16 protein-coding genes and 1 pseudogene are annotated in these 16251 nt (G+C 70.8%); 6 read left to right on the forward strand and 11 right to left on the reverse strand.

Features of this window, described 5'->3' with window-relative positions:
- Together AB0E02_RS15035 and AB0E02_RS15040 are read right to left on the reverse strand one after the other, a co-directional pair.
- Positions 1-274 (reverse strand): annotated as a pseudogene (locus tag AB0E02_RS15035) (hypothetical protein); the annotation flags it as partial.
- Entirely contained in the window at positions 271-804 is a 534-nt protein-coding gene (locus tag AB0E02_RS15040; RefSeq protein ID WP_362139078.1) for a sigma-70 family RNA polymerase sigma factor, read from the reverse strand. The gene AB0E02_RS15040 and the pseudogene AB0E02_RS15035, both read right to left, overlap by 4 nt.
- 279 nt (positions 805-1083) lie before the next feature.
- On the opposite strand from AB0E02_RS15040, the gene AB0E02_RS15045 reads away from it, so the two are divergent.
- From AB0E02_RS15045 to AB0E02_RS15055, 3 genes are read left to right on the forward strand one after another with little or no spacing between them, the layout of a single operon-like run.
- On the forward strand, positions 1084-2526 hold the full coding sequence (locus AB0E02_RS15045; RefSeq protein WP_362139080.1) for a family 2B encapsulin nanocompartment shell protein: 1443 nt from the start codon (positions 1084-1086) through the stop codon (positions 2524-2526).
- A 17-nt stretch (positions 2527-2543) separates the two neighbouring features.
- Positions 2544-3602 carry a family 2 encapsulin nanocompartment cargo protein terpene cyclase gene (locus AB0E02_RS15050; protein ID WP_362139082.1) on the forward strand — a complete coding sequence of 353 codons (1059 nt, stop codon included), beginning with the start codon at positions 2544-2546 and terminating at the stop codon, positions 3600-3602.
- A 31-nt stretch (positions 3603-3633) separates the two neighbouring features.
- A complete protein-coding gene (locus AB0E02_RS15055; protein WP_362139084.1) occupies positions 3634-4509 on the forward strand; it encodes a geranyl diphosphate 2-C-methyltransferase in 876 nt (291 codons plus the stop codon).
- Positions 4510-4564: 55 nt separating this feature from the next.
- Here the strand turns inward: AB0E02_RS15055 and AB0E02_RS15060 are convergent, their stop codons facing one another.
- Positions 4565-5845, reverse strand: coding sequence for an amidohydrolase (locus tag AB0E02_RS15060; protein ID WP_362139421.1), 1281 nt, complete (start codon positions 5843-5845; stop codon positions 4565-4567).
- 214 nt (positions 5846-6059) lie between these two features.
- Positions 6060-6740 carry a DUF899 family protein gene (locus AB0E02_RS15065; RefSeq protein ID WP_362139086.1) on the reverse strand — a complete coding sequence of 227 codons (681 nt, stop codon included), beginning with the start codon at positions 6738-6740 and terminating at the stop codon, positions 6060-6062.
- A gap of 262 nt (positions 6741-7002) precedes the next feature.
- Here AB0E02_RS15065 and argG point away from each other — a divergent pair, with 262 nt between their 5' ends.
- The 3 genes from argG to AB0E02_RS15080 all read left to right on the forward strand — a co-directional run bounded on the left by argG (position 7003) and on the right by AB0E02_RS15080 (position 9752).
- Entirely contained in the window at positions 7003-8448 is a 1446-nt protein-coding gene (argG, locus tag AB0E02_RS15070; RefSeq protein WP_362139089.1) for an argininosuccinate synthase, read from the forward strand.
- A 203-nt stretch (positions 8449-8651) separates the two neighbouring features.
- Positions 8652-9281 carry a dihydrofolate reductase family protein gene (locus tag AB0E02_RS15075; protein ID WP_362139091.1) on the forward strand — a complete coding sequence of 210 codons (630 nt, stop codon included), beginning with the start codon at positions 8652-8654 and terminating at the stop codon, positions 9279-9281.
- A 39-nt stretch (positions 9282-9320) separates the two neighbouring features.
- The gene (locus AB0E02_RS15080) at positions 9321-9752 is read left to right on the forward strand and encodes a GNAT family N-acetyltransferase (protein ID WP_362139093.1); all 432 of its coding nucleotides are present in this window, start codon (positions 9321-9323) and stop codon (positions 9750-9752) included.
- Positions 9753-9801: 49 nt separating this feature from the next.
- Here the strand turns inward: AB0E02_RS15080 and AB0E02_RS15085 are convergent, their stop codons facing one another.
- From AB0E02_RS15085 to AB0E02_RS15115, 7 genes are all read right to left on the reverse strand, one after another.
- Positions 9802-10926 (reverse strand): hypothetical protein, encoded by a 1125-nt coding sequence (locus AB0E02_RS15085; protein ID WP_362139096.1) that lies wholly within the window; start codon positions 10924-10926, stop codon positions 9802-9804.
- 104 nt (positions 10927-11030) lie between these two features.
- Positions 11031-11579: an FABP family protein gene (locus tag AB0E02_RS15090; protein ID WP_362139098.1), complete on the reverse strand. Its 549-nt coding sequence runs from the start codon at positions 11577-11579 to the stop codon at positions 11031-11033.
- Between the two features lie 102 nt (positions 11580-11681).
- A complete protein-coding gene (locus AB0E02_RS15095; protein WP_362139100.1) occupies positions 11682-12464 on the reverse strand; it encodes an aminotransferase class IV family protein in 783 nt (260 codons plus the stop codon).
- Positions 12465-12559: 95 nt separating this feature from the next.
- Positions 12560-13447 (reverse strand): GNAT family N-acetyltransferase, encoded by an 888-nt coding sequence (locus AB0E02_RS15100; RefSeq protein WP_362139102.1) that lies wholly within the window; start codon positions 13445-13447, stop codon positions 12560-12562.
- A 104-nt stretch (positions 13448-13551) separates the two neighbouring features.
- Positions 13552-14403, reverse strand: coding sequence for an RNA polymerase sigma-70 factor (locus AB0E02_RS15105; RefSeq protein WP_362139105.1), 852 nt, complete (start codon positions 14401-14403; stop codon positions 13552-13554).
- A complete protein-coding gene (locus tag AB0E02_RS15110) occupies positions 14400-14978 on the reverse strand; it encodes a carboxymuconolactone decarboxylase family protein (protein ID WP_362139107.1) in 579 nt (192 codons plus the stop codon). Before AB0E02_RS15110 ends, AB0E02_RS15105 begins: the two co-directional genes overlap by 4 nt.
- Positions 14979-15144: 166 nt before the next feature.
- The gene (locus AB0E02_RS15115; protein WP_362139109.1) at positions 15145-16143 is read right to left on the reverse strand and encodes a TIGR03620 family F420-dependent LLM class oxidoreductase; all 999 of its coding nucleotides are present in this window, start codon (positions 16141-16143) and stop codon (positions 15145-15147) included.
- Between the last annotated feature and the right edge of the window lie 108 nt (positions 16144-16251).

Consider the following 16251-nt stretch of genomic DNA (forward strand, 5'->3'; position numbering starts at 1 on the left):
ACCCAATCAGCCACCATCCGGTGCTCAGCCGCACGTCTACGGGGCCGCGCCGGCCGAGGACGTCCTCGGCCTGCGCCGCTTTGTGCTCGCTGTCTCCGGGCGGGACCCTGAACTCCCGGACGAAGGAGATCAGATGGGGCAGCTCGCCCTCCAGGTCGGCGATGACCGCCCACACCCGGTCGAAGGGCAGGGCGATCCGGGCCTCGGCGTACAGCGGGGCGCGCAGTCCGGCGGCCAGTACGCGCAGCCGGGCGACCTGGTCGGGGGCGGTCACCGCGTCCACGCCTTCCGGAATGCGGAACGGGCCCTGCTCAGCCGTGACTTCACAGTGCCGTGCGGTACGCCGATCAGCGCGGCCGTCGTCCGCTCGTCCAGGCCTTCCAGCTCCCGCAGTACGAGTACGGTGCGGTGCTGGACGGGCAGTCGGGCAAGCAAGTCCCGTACCTCCGTGGTCAGTTCGCCGTCGACACCAGGGAGCAGGTCCCGCAGCCGGCCGATCTCCTGGGGATCGGCGGGCGTCTCGCCGGCGGTGCGGCGGGCCACCCGGGCGGCCTCCCGCACCGTGACCGCACGCACCCACCCGTAGAACGCCTGGGGGTCCCGCAGCCCGCGCAGCCCCCGGAACACCGCGAGGAGGGATTCCTGCACGGCGTCCGCGGTGTCGCGCGGGGCGATCGAGCCGCACAACCGCGTGACGTACGGCGTCACCAGCTTGAGCAGGTCGTCCATGGCGAGCGCATCGCCGCGCTGCGCGGCCCGTACGAGCGGCGCCGCCGCGTCCCAGGGCCGCACGTCGTCATCCATCGCGGGACACCGTACCGCGAGGCTGCGGGCGGGGCGGTGGGGGGAGGTGACCGGTCCCGGCGCGGGTATTCCTGGATCATGCAGCGGACGGAGGGCGTGCGGAGGCAGGAATGCGCTCCGATTGCCTCGTTTTGGGGTTTGTGACTCCTGAATGCGGAGGTCGCCCCCTTTCGCGCCGTACCCACCTGTTCTTCCTCCTGTTTGGCTTGATCCCGCACACGGCCATCCCGCTCACCACCGGCCGTTCTGCTCACTTCTGTTCACGTCCCGGGAGGGAAAGTGTCCGTACCGGACAGCGTCACCGGTCCCGCTACCGAAGAGCCCGATCTCGAACCACCCGCGGACGGTGCGCTCACCAGCCTGAGCACACAGGCCGCGCGCCAACTGGCGACCACCACCAAGTCCGAGCCCCAGATGCAGGCCATCACCTCGCGGTGGCTGCTGAAGATGCTGCCGTGGGTGGACGTCAAGGGCGGCACCTACCGGGTCAACCGGCGTCTGCAACTCCGGGTGGGCCGGGGCCGTGTGCAGTTCGAGCAGAACGGCGCGGACGACATCAAGGTGATCCCCCAGACCCTCACCGAGCTGCCCGTCCTGCGCGGTTACGACGACATCGAGGTCCTCAAGGAGATCGCCGGCCGCTTCCACGTCCGGGAGGTCCGGGCCGGTCAGACCCTCTTCGAGGCAGGACAGCCGGCCACCGAGGCGTATCTCGTCGTCCACGGCCGGTTCGTCCGCCACACCGCCGGCAAGTACGGCGAGGAGGAGGTCCTCGGCGTCGTCACGGACGGCGACCAGATGGGCGACGAGGCGGTCGGCCGGCCCGATCCGCGCTGGCAGAGCTCGGTCCGGGCCGAAACGGCCGGCGTGCTGATGGCGCTTCCCTGGGACGTGATCCGGGAGTTCACCGACCGGGTGCCGTCCCTGGCCGCACATCTGACGGCGTACGCGGAGCGGCAGCAGCGCCCCACGAACCGCAAGGGCGAGGCGGATGTGCCGGTACAGGCGGGGCACGTCGGCGAGCCGACGCTGTCCGGCGGCTTCGTCGACTACGACCTCGCCCCGCGCGAGTACGAACTCTCGCTGACCCAGACCGTCCTCAGGGTCCACAGCCGGGTCGCCGATCTCTACAACGACCCGATGGACCAGACGCAGCAGCAGATCCGGCTCACCGTGGAGGAGATCCGCGAGCGCCAGGAGTGGGAACTGGTCAACAACCGGGAGTTCGGACTGCTGCACAACACCGACTACGGCCAGCGCATCAGTACCTACACCGGCCCGCCCACCCCCGACGACATGGACGACCTGCTGGCCATGCGCCGTAAGACCCGGCTGTTCCTGGCCCACCCGAAGGCGATCGCCGCCTTCTTCCGGCAGTGCAACAAACGCGGCCTGGTACCGGGGACGGCGGACGTCAACGGGCACCAGGTTCCCGCCTGGCGCGGCGTCCCGATCTTCCCGTGCGGCAAGATCCCGATCAGTGACACCAACACCAGCAGCATCATCGCTCTGCGCACGGGAGAGGCGGACCAGGGAGTCGTCGGCCTGTACCAGACCGGCATCCCCGAGGAGTTCCAGCCCGGGCTGAACGTCCGTTTCATGGGCGTCGACCAGGCTGCCGTCATCCGTTACCTCATCACCGCCTACTACTCGGTGGCCATCCTCGTGCCCGACGCAGCCGGAGTCCTGGAGAACGTCCAGATCGGCCGGAGCACCGACTGACCAGGTGGAGTACGACCATGAGCACGCCCCCCAGCACCACCGCCGCCTTCTCGTTGCCCGGTCCGCCGAGCCTCGTCGGCTCCTCGCGGGCCCGACGCGGCGGAGCCGTCCCCGGGCTGCGGTACCAACCCGCCACCCCCGCGGACCCGGAAAAGGTCAAGGAGGTCGACCGCAGACTGGAGGCATGGGCCCGCGGACTGGACCTCTTCCCCGCGCAGTGGACGGGGGACTTCGCGCAGTTCCAGTTCGGCCGGGCCGTCGTCCTCCAGCATCCCGGGGCGGCCGATCTCGAACGCCTCACCGTCGCGGGCGAGTTGCTGTTGGCCGAGAACCTCGTCGACAGCTGCTACTGCGAGGAGGACGAAGGCAGGGGCGGTGCGCGCCGCGGCCTGGGCGGACGGCTGATCATGGCCCAGTCGGCCCTCGACCCGTTCCACGGCACCGCCGAAACGGAGGCGGAGTGGCGCAGCGGTGTGCAGGCCGACGGCCCGTTGCGCTCGTACCACTGGGCCCTGAAGGACTACGCGGCCTTCGCCACCCCCAGTCAGACCGACCGGTTCGTGCATGACATGGCCCGGTTGCACCTCGGTTATCTCGCCGAGGCGTCCTGGGCCGAGACGCGGCACGTACCGCAGGTCTGGGAGTACCTGGTGATGCGGCAGTTCAACAACTTCCGGCCCTGTCTGTCCATCGTGGACGCCGTGGACGGCTACGAACTGCCCGAAGCGCTCTACGCCCGCCCCGAGGTCCAGCGGGTCACCGCGCTGGCCTGCAACGCCACGACCATCGTCAACGACCTGTACTCCTTCACCAAGGAACTGGCCAGTGACCCGACACATCTGAACCTGCCGCAGGTCGTGGCCGCGAACGACAAGCGCGGGCTCAAGTCCGCCTACCTCAAGAGCGTCGAGATCCACAACCAGATCATGGAGGCGTTCGAGACGGAGTCGGCCCCGCTGGCCGCCCTCTCGCCCCTCCTCGAACGGTACGTCCGGAGCCTGGCCGACTGGGTCTCCGGCAACCACGAGTGGCACGCCACCAACACCGACCGCTATCACCTGCCGAATTACTGGTAGACCGATCCGCGCACCCTCGCAAGGAGCCACGTTGACCATCGCTCACGCCGATACCGCACGCACGCCGGTGCCGACCCAGTCCACGTACCAGTCCCGGGTCGCGGACTACTGGAACGCCGAGGAAAACCCGGTCAACCTCGAACTCGGCAAGATCGACGACCTGTACCACCACCACTACGGCATCGGGGACGCCGACCGGTCGGTACTGGAGGAATCGGAGCCCGACCTCCGCCGCGAGCGGATCACCGGCGAACTGCACCGGCTGGAACACGCCCAGGCGGAACTCCTCGCCTCCCACCTCGGCGACCTCTCCCCCACCGACCGCGTCTTCGACGCCGGCTGCGGGCGCGGCGGCGGCAGCGTGGTGGCCCACCTCCGCTACGGGTGCCACACGGACGGGGCCACCATCTCCGCCAAGCAGGCCGACTTCGCCAACGGGCAGGCCCGTAAGCGCGGTATCGACGACCGGGTGCGCTACCACCACCGCAACATGCTCGACACCGGCTTCACCTCCGGCGCGTACGCGGCGTCCTGGAACAACGAGTCGAGCATGTACGTCGAACTGGACCTGCTCTTCGCGGAGCACGCACGGCTGCTGCGGCGTGGTGGACGCTACGTCGTGATCACCGGCTGCTACAACGACGCCTATGGGCGGGCCTCCCGTGAGGTGTCCCTCATCAACGCCCACTACATCTGCGACATCCATCCTCGTTCGGCGTACTTCCGCGCCATGGCCCGCAACCGGCTGGTCCCCGTGCACGTCCAGGACCTCACGGAGGCCGCACTCCCGTATTGGGAACTGCGCCGCCAGGCCGACCACTTGGTCACCGGCATCGAGGACACCTTCCTCAACGCCTACCGCAACGGCAGCTTCCAGTACTTGCTGATCGCCGCCGACCGCGTGTGAGTCCCGGGGGGCTGCACCGCACGGTGCAGCCCCCACCGGTGCGCCCGGGCGGGCCTTACGCCCCTCGGGTCCGCCGGGCGAGCCAGCCCGCCATCGCCCGTACGCCGACGCCGATGGCGCGCTCGTCCGGGGTGAAATCGGCGTAGTGGGGATAGCCGGCCGTGATGGGCGCGCCGGGGGTCCGGACGCCGAGGAAGGTGTAGGTGCCGGGGATGCGGTCCAGATAGAGGGCGAAGTCCTCGCCGTTGAAGGGGAAGGCGGCGTGGAGCTCGGTGACCGCGTCGCGGCCCAGTGTGCGGCGAAGATGGTGGGCGAGCGTGCGGGTCTCGCGTTCCGGGCAGACCAGGGCCGGGAACGGCTCGGTGGGGAAGGTCACGCCGGCTCCCGTGTACGGCTTGGCCAGCCGCCGGATGTCCTCGCGGATCTCCACGTAGCGCTCCTGCGGCCAGCACCGGTAGGAGACGCTCACCTTGGCCTCCTGGGCTCCGGTTTCCTGAGCTTTGGCCCGGACGGCCACGAACCGGGCGAGCGGTCCGTCGGGCGTCTGGACATCGGCGACCATCCGCTCCAGCTCCGCGGGCGTCTGCGGCGGAGTCACCGTGGCAAGCGCACCGATCTCGGCCGCCAGTCTCCGTGCGGCATCGGGCGCGTCCGGCCCGGAAACGCTCACCTCCGCGTGGTCCTGACCCGGCAGCCCGTATCCCGGCGTCACCGCGAACTGCCCCACCGGGAACGGCCCGCAGTGCAGCGCGTGGATCTCCTGAATGCGGGGGCGCTCCAGCACTCCGGCGTCGATCAGTGCGCGGGCCCCGGCCAACGCCTCCTCGGCGGGCTGGAAGAGGAACACCACCGTTCCCGCCAACTGCTGTCGCAGCCGCGCCAGGACCTGTGCCACACCGATCGCCACCGTGGTGTGGATGTCGTGGCCGCAGGCGTGGGCCACCGCCGACCCGCCCCCGACGATGCCCTCGGGCGGCACCGCGTCCATGTCCGCCCGGTACGCGACGGTCCGGCCCGGACGTGAGCCCCGCAGGACGCCGACGACGCCGTGGCCGCCCAGTCCCGTGGTGACGGTCAACCCGGCCGCCCGCAGCTCCCGCGCCACCACACCGGCGGTGCGCTGCTCCTGACCCGGCGCCTCGGGGTGCCGGTGGATGTCCCGTCGCAGCTCGACCAGCGCACGCTCCCGGTGCGCCACCTCGGCATCCACCGCAGGCTGCCCCAACGGGCCTCCGCCGCCCTCGGCGACGGCCCGCCCCCCGGTCCCCCACGCGATTCCCGCACCGGCTGCCGCCGCTCCGGCCAGCAGCGTACGCCGCGCGAGTGCGCGCTCCATGGGACGGTCCACGGTCGTCACTGTTCCCCCTCTGTCCTCTGCAAGAAGATCCGTTGACCCAACGATCGCCGCCCACAGGTGCGTTGCCCATCCTGCGGACCACCGCCGAGGAGTGGGGGTAGCCCCACCATGGGGCCGGGACCGGAGGAGCGAACGCGTGCCGTGCCGTGGGCCTGGGGCCTCGGCGAGAGCGACAAGCCGGACGGCGCCCGGCCTAGTAGCTGAGTGCGGCGAACCAGTCGCCCCGGCCGTGCCGGGTGAGGTCGAGGAAGTGCCACACCGGGCAGAGCAGGTCGATACCGCGCTGGTCGATGTCCTCGGACATCCGGGGGTGGGCCGAGTAGAAGTGGCGCACGTCCCCGTTGCCGTCCCGGGTGAAGACCGACACCGTCGAGTCCTGGTTGCCCTCGGCGTCCTCGCTGCCGAGGTCGTATTTGAAGGAGCTGGCACCGGCAGTCAGCAGCCGCAGGTTCGTCCACTGCCGGTTGCGGGCGTGCGCGCGGAGTGTGGGCAGGTCGGCCGCGGCGACCACGGCGAGGTCGATGTTCTGCCCGAGGTGGCGGGCGATGCCGTTGAACCCGTCGATCCACATCGTGCACATGGGACACGGCTCGGTCTGCCGCTTGCCGTACATGAAGTGGTAGATGACGAGGTCCCGCCCGGGCCGGGTGAACAGCTCGCTCAGCCGGACGGTCTGCCCGGGTGCGTCGTCGGCGTGCAGGTCGGCGGGGCCTTCCTCGAAGGCGTAGTCCTCGACGACCGGCCCGGGCGGCAGCCGGCGGCGCAGCTCGGCGACGCGTTCGCGGTGGCGCATCAGCTCGATCTCGGCCTGCCGCAGCTCCTCACGTGCGTCGGTGTAGGCCTCCGACTCCGCGGTCAGATGGGTGTGACGCATCGCTGCCTCCTCCGCGACCGGCAGGGAGCTGCTGCCCCGGCCACCATTGTCCGCTCCCGCGCGGGGGCCCGCGAGGCAGCCGATGGCCACCGGACGGGGGGCGTGGCTGTCGACGGGCTTGGCCCCGCAGGACGCAGGCTTCACTCTGTGTGATCACGCCGTGTCCCCCGCGACCGCCCGCGCCAGGCCGATTTCCTCGTCCCGGAGACACGGCCGACCACACCCCTTTGCATGACCATGCGAGATGCTGCATACTCTTTCCATGTCCAAGGTCCTCACCTCCCTTCCCGCCGGCGAGCGCGTCGGCATCGCCTTCTCGGGCGGTCTCGACACCTCCGTCGCAGTCGCGTGGATGCGTGACAAGGGCGCCGTCCCGTGCACCTACACCGCCGACATCGGCCAGTACGACGAGCCCGACATCGCCTCGGTGCCCGGCCGCGCGAAGACCTACGGCGCCGAGATCGCGCGCCTGGTGGACTGCCGCGCGGCGCTGGTCGAGGAGGGTCTGGCCGCCCTGACCTGCGGGGCGTTCCACATCCGCTCGGGCGGGCGGGCCTACTTCAACACCACGCCGCTCGGCCGCGCCGTCACCGGCACCCTCCTGGTCCGGGCGATGCTGGAGGACGACGTCCAGATCTGGGGCGACGGCTCGACCTTCAAGGGCAACGACATCGAGCGGTTCTACCGCTACGGTCTGCTCGCCAATCCCCACCTGCGGATCTACAAGCCCTGGCTGGACGCGAACTTCGTGACCGAGCTCGGCGGCCGCAAGGAAATGTCGGAGTGGCTGCTCGCCCACGACCTGCCGTACCGCGACAGCACGGAGAAGGCGTACTCCACCGACGCCAACATCTGGGGCGCCACCCACGAGGCGAAGACGCTGGAGCACCTGGACACCGGCGTGGAGACCGTGGATCCGATCATGGGCGTGCGGTTCTGGGACCCGTCGGTCGAGATCCTCACCGAGGACGTGACGATCGGCTTCGACCAGGGCCGGCCGGTGACGATCAACGGCAAGGAGTTCGCCTCCGCCGTCGACCTGGTGATGGAGGCCAACGCCATCGGCGGCCGCCACGGCATGGGCATGTCCGACCAGATCGAGAACCGGATCATCGAGGCCAAGAGCCGCGGCATCTACGAGGCGCCCGGCATGGCCCTGCTGCACGCCGCGTACGAGCGCCTGGTCAACGCGATCCACAACGAGGACACCCTCGCCCAGTACCACAACGAGGGCCGGCGGCTCGGGCGCCTCATGTACGAGGGCCGGTGGCTGGACCCGCAGGCGCTGATGGTGCGCGAGTCGATCCAGCGGTGGGTCGGCACGGCCGTCACCGGCGAGGTGACGCTGCGGCTGCGGCGCGGCGAGGACTACTCGATCCTCGACACGACCGGCCCGGCCTTCAGCTACCACCCGGACAAGCTGTCCATGGAGCGCACCGAGGACTCCGCGTTCGGCCCGGTGGACCGGATCGGCCAGCTCACCATGCGCAACCTCGACATCGCCGACTCGCGCGCCAAGCTGGAGCAGTACGCGGGACTCGGCCTGATCGGCACCGCCAACCCCGCCGTCGGCGCCGCGCAGGCGGCCGCGACCGGACTGATCGGCAGCCTGCCGGAGGGCGGCGCCGAGGCCATCGCCTCCCGCGGCGAGGTCTCCGGCGACGACGAGTGGCTGGACCGCGCCGCGATGGAGTCCGGCACGGACTGATCGGACGGAACGGCCCGCCCGGCCCGGACGGCGAGCAGAACGCTCGCCGACGCCCGCGGCAGACGCAGCACCGAAGCGGCCGGCTCAGCGCCCATGTCGCCGAGCCGGCCGCTGTTGTCTGCGTCAAGGTGGTAGGTGATGAGGCTCGCCGGCCCGGGAGGCATTCCGGGTGCACGCGGCTTCCGTACCGGAAAGGCAGCAGCATGAGCAGACTGATCGTCACCGCGTTCGTCACTCTGGACGGCGTGATGCAGGCCCCCGGCGGACCGAACGAGGACGTCGACAAAGGCTTCGCGCACGGCGGCTGGCAGGTCCCCTACGTCGACGAGGACTTCATGGGCCTCATGACGGGGATCTTCGAGCGGACCGCCGACCATCTCCTGCTGGGCCGGAAGACCTACGACATCTTCGCCGCCCACTGGCCCCGCGTCACCGACCGGAACGACCCGATCGCCGTAAAGCTCAACTCCATGCCCAAGTACGTCGCCTCACGCACTCGCGACAGCCTGGAGTGGCACAACTCCCACCTGCTGAAGGGCGAGGCCGCACAGTCCGTCGCGCAGCTCAAGGAACAGCTCGACGGCGTGATCATGACACAGGGCAGCAGCGAGCTGATCCACACCCTGCAGCAGCACGACCTCGTCGACGAGTACCGGCTGCTCGTCAACCCCGTGGTCCTCGGCACCGGCAAGCGGCTCTTCGGCGAGGGCGCCACGCCTGTCGCCTGGACGCTCACCGAGTGCCGCACCACCAGCGCGGGAGTGCAGTACTGCGCCTACGAACGAGCGGGCACCCCGGAGTACGGCTCCTTCATGCTGGAAGAGCAGGGGTGAGGACGCCCACGGCACCCGAGCACCACTACCATGTAAGGCATGGACAGCATAAGCGACCCTTACGAGCTGCGCGCGGGCGTGCCCTCCGTCGAGGTCTTCCGCCGCCTGCGGACCGATGCCGGCCTCTCCGACCGGGCCCCCGACGCCGTCGCGCTCGCCCTGCCCCACACCTGGTACGGCGTCGTCCTCCACCACGAGGGCGAGCCCATCGGCATGGGTCGGATCATCGGGGACGGGGGTACCGCGTTCCAGATCGTCGACATCTGCGTGCACCCCGCGCACCAGGGGCAAGGCCTCGGCAAGCGCATCATGGCCGCGCTCACCGAGGAGCTGGAAAACCGGGCACCGGCCACGGCGTACGTCTCTTTGATCGCGGACGGTCCCGCGCGCTTCCTCTACGAGAAGTTCGGTTTCGCCGACACCGCCGCGCACGATTCGGTGGGCATGTACCGCTTCATGGACGGGAGTTGACAGCCGGTGGCCCGCCGGACGCACCGCCGGACCACCACGACCCCCGCGCCTACCGAGCCGTCACGATCACATAGCCGACCTTCTTGACGCGGCCGTGGTGGGCGACGACCGTCACCGGATAGCGGCCCGGCTTGATGTCGGTACGGATGGTGGCCGTGTTGACGAAGCGCGGGTTGTCGCCGTCGGCGGACTTGCTGTCGTCGGAACGGAGGCGGACGGCGTGGGTGAACGCCGGGGAGGTGGCGGTGAGCCGCAGCTCCTCGCCCGGGTCGGGGGTCACGTCGTGCCACATGACCTCGACCTTTCCTCCGCGGGCGACCCGGAGGCTGTGCTTGTGCGGGCTGTCGGCGTAGCCGACGCCCGGGTCGTACAGGTCGGGGCCGTACGCCTTGCCGAGGTAATCGGGGTCACCGGGGCGGGACGCGCGGACGGTCAGGCGCTTCTTCACGAGGTGCCGGCCGTGCGGGCCGAGCAGCTCGAAGGTGTAGGTGCCGTCCGCCAGGCCGAGCTTGAGCTGCGGCCGGGCCTGGAACGTGCGGGGGTTGTAGAAGTCGAAGTGCTTGTCGTGGACGAGACGTACCGGCCGCGGCAGGGCTGCGGACCGCACGGTGAAGTGGGTGCCCCGCTCACCGGGGTACAGGTCGTCGAAGAACAGCCACACCGGCGCGCCCGGGCGGGCCTCATCCGACGCCTGATTGAGCTCGAACGACGGGCGCTTGGAGCGCACCACGTGAATCTTGTCGTGGGCGAGGGTGCGGGCTGCGACGGTGACCGACAGCGGGTGCCGGCCCGGCTTGGCCGTCATCGGGAGGGAGACCGTGGCCCCGAAGGAGCCGTCCTGCCGGCGCAGCCGTACGGGGCCGTGGAACGCGGACGACCGGGCCACCACCGGGGCGTCCACCGACTCGCAGTTGACGCCGTCGAGCTCCAGGGTGACCAGTTGCCCGGGCCGGGCGTCGAGATTGCCGCCCACGATCAACGTGGGCTTGCCGGTGGGGGTCGTACACCGACTGTTGACGTCGCCGTGGCCCGCGGTGTGGTGGGCATCGGTCTTGTGTGTGTGGTGCGCGGACGCCGCCGGACTCCGCGCCGCTTCGGTCGTGCTCGCCGACGTGCCGCACCCGCCCAGCACAAGGCCGGCTGCCAGCACGCCCATCAGCCTGGACCAGTTCATCGTCTCCCCCACTCGGTCGGTCACACGGAGAGATGTCCGCTTGACGATGTTGGTTGCCTGCGGTCAACGGGCGGGAATCCGCTGCTGATCGGAGGATCAATGGTCTAGCCCTTGCCCGCTCGCCGGAGCTCGGCCGCAAGGTGGTGTTGCAGCGGCTGACCGACCGCTGCGAGGTCGTGGACGAAGGTGAGGGTGTCCTGGTCCGTCAGGTCGTAGCGGCGGCGGGTGGCGGTGACCTCCTTCGCGGTCGGCGTGCGCGCCATCTGATGGGTGCTCAGTTCCACCGTGCCCTCGCCGGCGCGGCCGACCAGGATCTCGGCGATCCCGGTGGGCTGGGTGATCAACGCCTCCACCCGGCCCTCCGGCTGCAGCCGCCACCAGCCGCTCTCGCGGGCGGCGGGCCGTAGCGGGGCGTCGTCCGTGTCGAGGAGCCAGGCGCGTGCCTCGTAGTGGAGGAACGGACGCCCGTCGTGGCTGAAGGTGACCTCCTGCGCGTACCCGAACTCCTCGGCCAGCGTCGGGTACCCGCCACGCCCCCGGCCGACCCAGGTGCCCAGGAGCCCGGTCAGCGGCGCGAGCAGTGCGTGGGGCGCAGGCGCTTCGTCCGGCCGGAACGCATCGGGGTACGGGTGCTTCGGGGCGGGGTCGGACATGAGGTGCGCTCCTGAGACGTAGGAAGGTCAGTGCTGGTGGAAGCCTAGGGCCGGTGAGCCGGACGTCGGCCGGACATCGAGGGTCACCTCGGGTCCGTGTCCCTACGGCTCCTCGCCAGGGATCGAGAGATACGCCTCGCGCAGCGTGCTCAGCACCGGGTCCTCAACGGCCAGCGGGGCATCGTCGATCGCCGTCAACGCCCGGACGCCGATACTGGTGTTGGTGGCGAATGCCGCCCGCATCCCCTTGGCCCGGGCCAGGGTGAGCGGGGTGATCCGGTGCTCGACCTGTTGTTGCAGGAGCTGCATGGTGATGCCGGGCAGCACGGGGGCCTGTGGCCACACCACGGTGCCGGCGTCGTCGATGAAGCCGACGTTCCAGGTGGCTCCCTCGCTGACGTGTCCGTCGGGCCCGACGAACAGGGCGTCGTCGAAGCCGGCGAGCTGTGCCGCGCGGCGGCCGTGCAGCGCGCCGAACAGTCCGCAGTGCTTGACCTGGGGGAGGTCGCGCTCGTAGGGGACGCTCCTCGCCCGCAGCGGCGGCGGGGGCATCGCCCCGGCCGGGCGTACGGTGACCAGCACCTGGGGCTGATCGGCGGCGGCCGGGTGACCGACGGCCACCGCGGGATCGTAGACCGTCACGCGGACCACGCACGGACCGCGCTGCCCCGCCAGTGCCTGGCGGACGAACCGCCGGACGCGGCCGGTGTCCAGAGCGGCGCCCCAGACGGTCCCGCAGTCCCGTACGAGGCGGTCCAGGTGCAGGGACAGACCACGGATCCGGTGGTCGGCGTCGGCACGCATGGTCGTGAAGTGTCCGTAGCCCGTCAGCGCCAGCGGGAGCAAGTCATCGGTGGTCACGGGCTTTCCGTCGAGATGCGCCATGCCGCACAGCATGTCAGGACGGTCGCCGCTCCGGGGTCCCGGAGCGGCGCTACTGACGGGCGCACACCGCACGAGGAGGCTTTCGGTCCGCGCGTTCAGGCTTCCAGGTCGAGCTGGTACTGGAGCACCTCGTGCGTGGGTTCATAACCGAGTTCCTCGTTGATGCGTCTCATGTGCGTATTGCCGGCGGCGGTGTCGGTCACGAGGCCGCCGAGGCGCGGGTGATGCCCGTGGGCATATCTGATCGACGCCGCCTTCATCCACCGGCCGAGACCGTGTCCGCGGTGGGCGGGCAGTACGGCGGTTCCATAGTGCTGGCCGTCGCCCGCACCGCTTCCGGGGACGACCAGTTCCGTGAAGCCGGCGATCGAGCCGTCGGACACGTCGACGGCGGCGACGGTGTGCAGCTGGTCGCCGCGCTCCGCGACCGTCCGGGCCGCGGCGCGGACCCGGTCCACGTCCCAGACGACGGTGCCGTGGTCGGTGTCCTCCATGGGCATGTCGTCCATGGCGCGGCGCGAGGCCGCGAAGGTCCGGGCGAGGTCGTCGGGGACGGTCCCGAGCCATGACACCAGCCGGTAGCCGGGGTGCGGACGTGCGACGGCATCGGCCAGGGCGGCGCTGTCCACGTCGGCCAGGGACAAGCGGGTGAACCGCAGCGTGAGGACCTTGCGGAAGCCCCGGGCCGACAGGAAGGAATCGCCGGGCGATCCGGCGTCGGCCTGGGCGATGACGCTGCGTCTGGCGTTCTCCCGAGCCGCTGCCACCGCGACGTCGAGCAGCCGGGAACCGACGTGGTGGCGTCGCTCCGCCGGATGCACCTGGACGGCGAGTTCGGCCAGGTGGTCCTGCCCGGCGGCGGTGAACAGGCGGAGGAAAGCCGTTCCGACGGGTATGGCGTCGGCGTCGGACGCCAGCCAGGCAAGACGCCGGCTGTACCGCCCGTCTTCGGGATCGGTCAGGGCGGTGAGATGAAGCGACAAGGGGTCTCCGTCGTGAGGGGGTGGGGGCAAGCTGTTGCGCGCATGGCTGTTCCGGGCGATTCTCACCGCCCGGAACACCCGTGCGCCACAAGAAAAACGGCGGCCTATCTGGCGAGTTCGGCCGGCTCGTCCAACCGCGTCAGCTTCTGCGGGTTGGCCACCGCGTGGATCCGGGTGACCCGCCCGTCCTCCACCACGAGGCTCACCGCGGCCAGCCGGCCGTCGATCTCGATCCGGCCCGCGGGTGCGCCGTTGAGCCACACGGCCGACACCGCACGGCCGGGCCGCGCGAGCAGCGTCGCCACCAGCTCGGCCCCGTGGATCGGGGCCCGAGCGGCGGCGGCGAGCCCGCCACCGTCGGCGATCAGGACCACGTCCGGCGCCATGACCTCCAGCAACTCCCGGACCTGCCCGGTGCGCAAGGCGGCCAGGAACCGCTCCACCACGGCCTGCTGCTCCGACCGGCTCACCTGGACCCGCGGCCGCCGGGCCGCCACGTGCTCGCGGGCCCGCCGGGCGATCTGCCGCACCGCCGCCGCGGACTTCCCGACGGCCTCGGCGATCTCGCCGTACGGCAGGTCGAAGACCTCCCGCAGCACGAACACCGCCCGCTCCGCCGGCCCGAGCGTTTCCAGCACGGTCAGCATCGCGATCGAGACGCTCTCCGCGAGTTCGACGTCCTCGGCGACATCTGGGCTGGTCAGCAGCGGTTCCGGCAGCCACTCGCCGACGTATTCCTCCCGGCGGCGGGACAGCGTCCGCAGACGGTTGAGCGCCTGCCGGGTGACGACCCGGACGAGGTACCCCCGCGGGTCGTTCACCTGTGACTGGTCGACGCCGGCCCACCGCAGCCAGGAATCCTGCAGTACGTCCTCCGCATCGGCCGCCGACCCGAGCATCTCGTAGGCGACCGTGAAGAGCAGGGTGCGGTGGGCGACGAACGGGTCCTCGGTCATGCCGTCGATGCCGCGCCGGAGCGCACCGGACGCGTGGCCAACGGAACCTCGCAGGCCTCGGAGAAGCCCTGCGAGGACACCCCGTTCGCGTTGTTGTTCCTGGTCGCCATGTTGACGAAGGCGATGTACGCGGTGAGTTCGACCATCGCCGCCGGGCCGAGCCGGTCCAGCAGGCCCGCGTACAGCTCATCGGTGACGGTCGGCGGCGTGCTCGTCATGGCCTCGGCATACTCAAGGACGTCCCGCTCCAGCGGCGTGAACACCTCCGACTCCCGCCAGCGCGGCACCTGGCTCGCCTTGGTCAGGTCCAGGTTCTGGTTCTGCGCCTGGAAGTAGCCGACATCGAGGCACCAGCTGCAGCCGACCTGTGCCGCGACGGCCATGTGCGCGAACGACTTGAGGCCCTCATCGGCCGCATCCCACTCAGCCAGCTTGGCCGAGAACTCCAGGTTGGACGTGGCGACCTTGGGACTGTGCCACACCACCTCGACGGGCTCGGGCACGGCACCGAGCTGCTTGATCATGTTCTCGCGGAGCTCGGCGGGAAGCTCCGCCTTCGGAACGCGTAGCGACATGGTGTTCTCCCTGTAGGTGTGTATGTCTGCCGGTACGCCATGAAGACACCGCCGCATCCGCGGATGTGACAACGGGGGTTGAGCAGTGAGCCGGGGTTCCGCTGCGTCGGCTGTCCACGAACGCCCTCGGCGGGCGGCCACAGGGTTGGGCCGGAGTGGGTGATCATCAGCAGGGCAAGTGTGCGGCGAGTTGCTCCCATTGCAGCCGTAGTTGCTCCCACTGTCCTACGGGCGTGGCGCCGGGTGGGGCGGTCACCAGGTGGAGGCTGACGTGGTCGGCCCCGGCGTCGAGGTGCGCCTGGATGCGGTGGGCGATGTGCTCGGCACGGCCGTGGGCCACCAGTGCGTCGACCAGCCGGTCGTCGAGCAGTTCCGGGTCCGCGTGCCCCAGTTCGCGCAGCAGCTCGCGGCGGTTGGGCACGGCGGCTTGGGCCGTGGCGCGAGCCAGGCCGGCGGTGTCTGCCGGGTCGTGGGTGAGCACGCACAGCTGGGTGACGGCCAGCAGGCGGTCGTCCCCGAGGACGGCCCTGGCGGTGCGGGTGTGCTCGACGGGCATGCCCAGGACCATTGCGCCGTGGGCGCGTTCGGCGGCGAGGGCCAGCATGCCGGGATCCAGGGCGGCCAGGATGTGGGGCAGTGCGGCGGCCCCGCCGGGTGGCCCGAACGGGGCGGTCTCCAGCGCGTCGAGATAGCAGCGCATGGTGTCCAGGGGCGGGCCGAAGCGGTGACCGCGGACGTCCTCCGCCAGGCTCGGGTGGCTCTCCCACAGGCCGAGCAGGAACCGTCCGGGGAACGCCTCGTCCAAGGTGCGCTGCGCGGCGGCGGCCGTGACCGCGTCGCGGGCGTAGATGTCGGTCATGCCGGCGGCCACGGTGAGGTGCCCGGTGGCCGCCAGGAGTATCGCGGCCTGGGCCATGACCTCGCGTCCCCCGGTCTCGGGGATCCACAGGGTGCCGTAGCCGAGTTCTTCGACCGCGGCGGCGGCCTCGCGGGCCGTGGCTGCGGACAGGTGGTCGAAGTCCCCGGCCCAGATCCCGACGCGTCCAAGCCTGTGGGCGCGGGTGTGGGTGTGGGTGTGGGTGTGGGTGTGGGTGTGGGTGTGGGTGTGGGTGTGGGTGTGGGTAGTGGTGCCGGTGCCCCTGCTGGTGCCGGTGTCGGTGCTCATGCGTCCTGACCTGAGGTCGGGGCGGCGTCGGGGGCGGAGTTCAGGAACGTGGTGATCAGGGACCCGCCGGTGCGCTTCAGCCATCTGCCGAAGTCCATCGCCTCCGGG

Source organism: Streptomyces sp. NPDC048196 (genome assembly GCF_040652715.1).
Classification (GTDB): Bacteria; Actinomycetota; Actinomycetes; order Streptomycetales; family Streptomycetaceae; genus Streptomyces; species Streptomyces siderophoricus.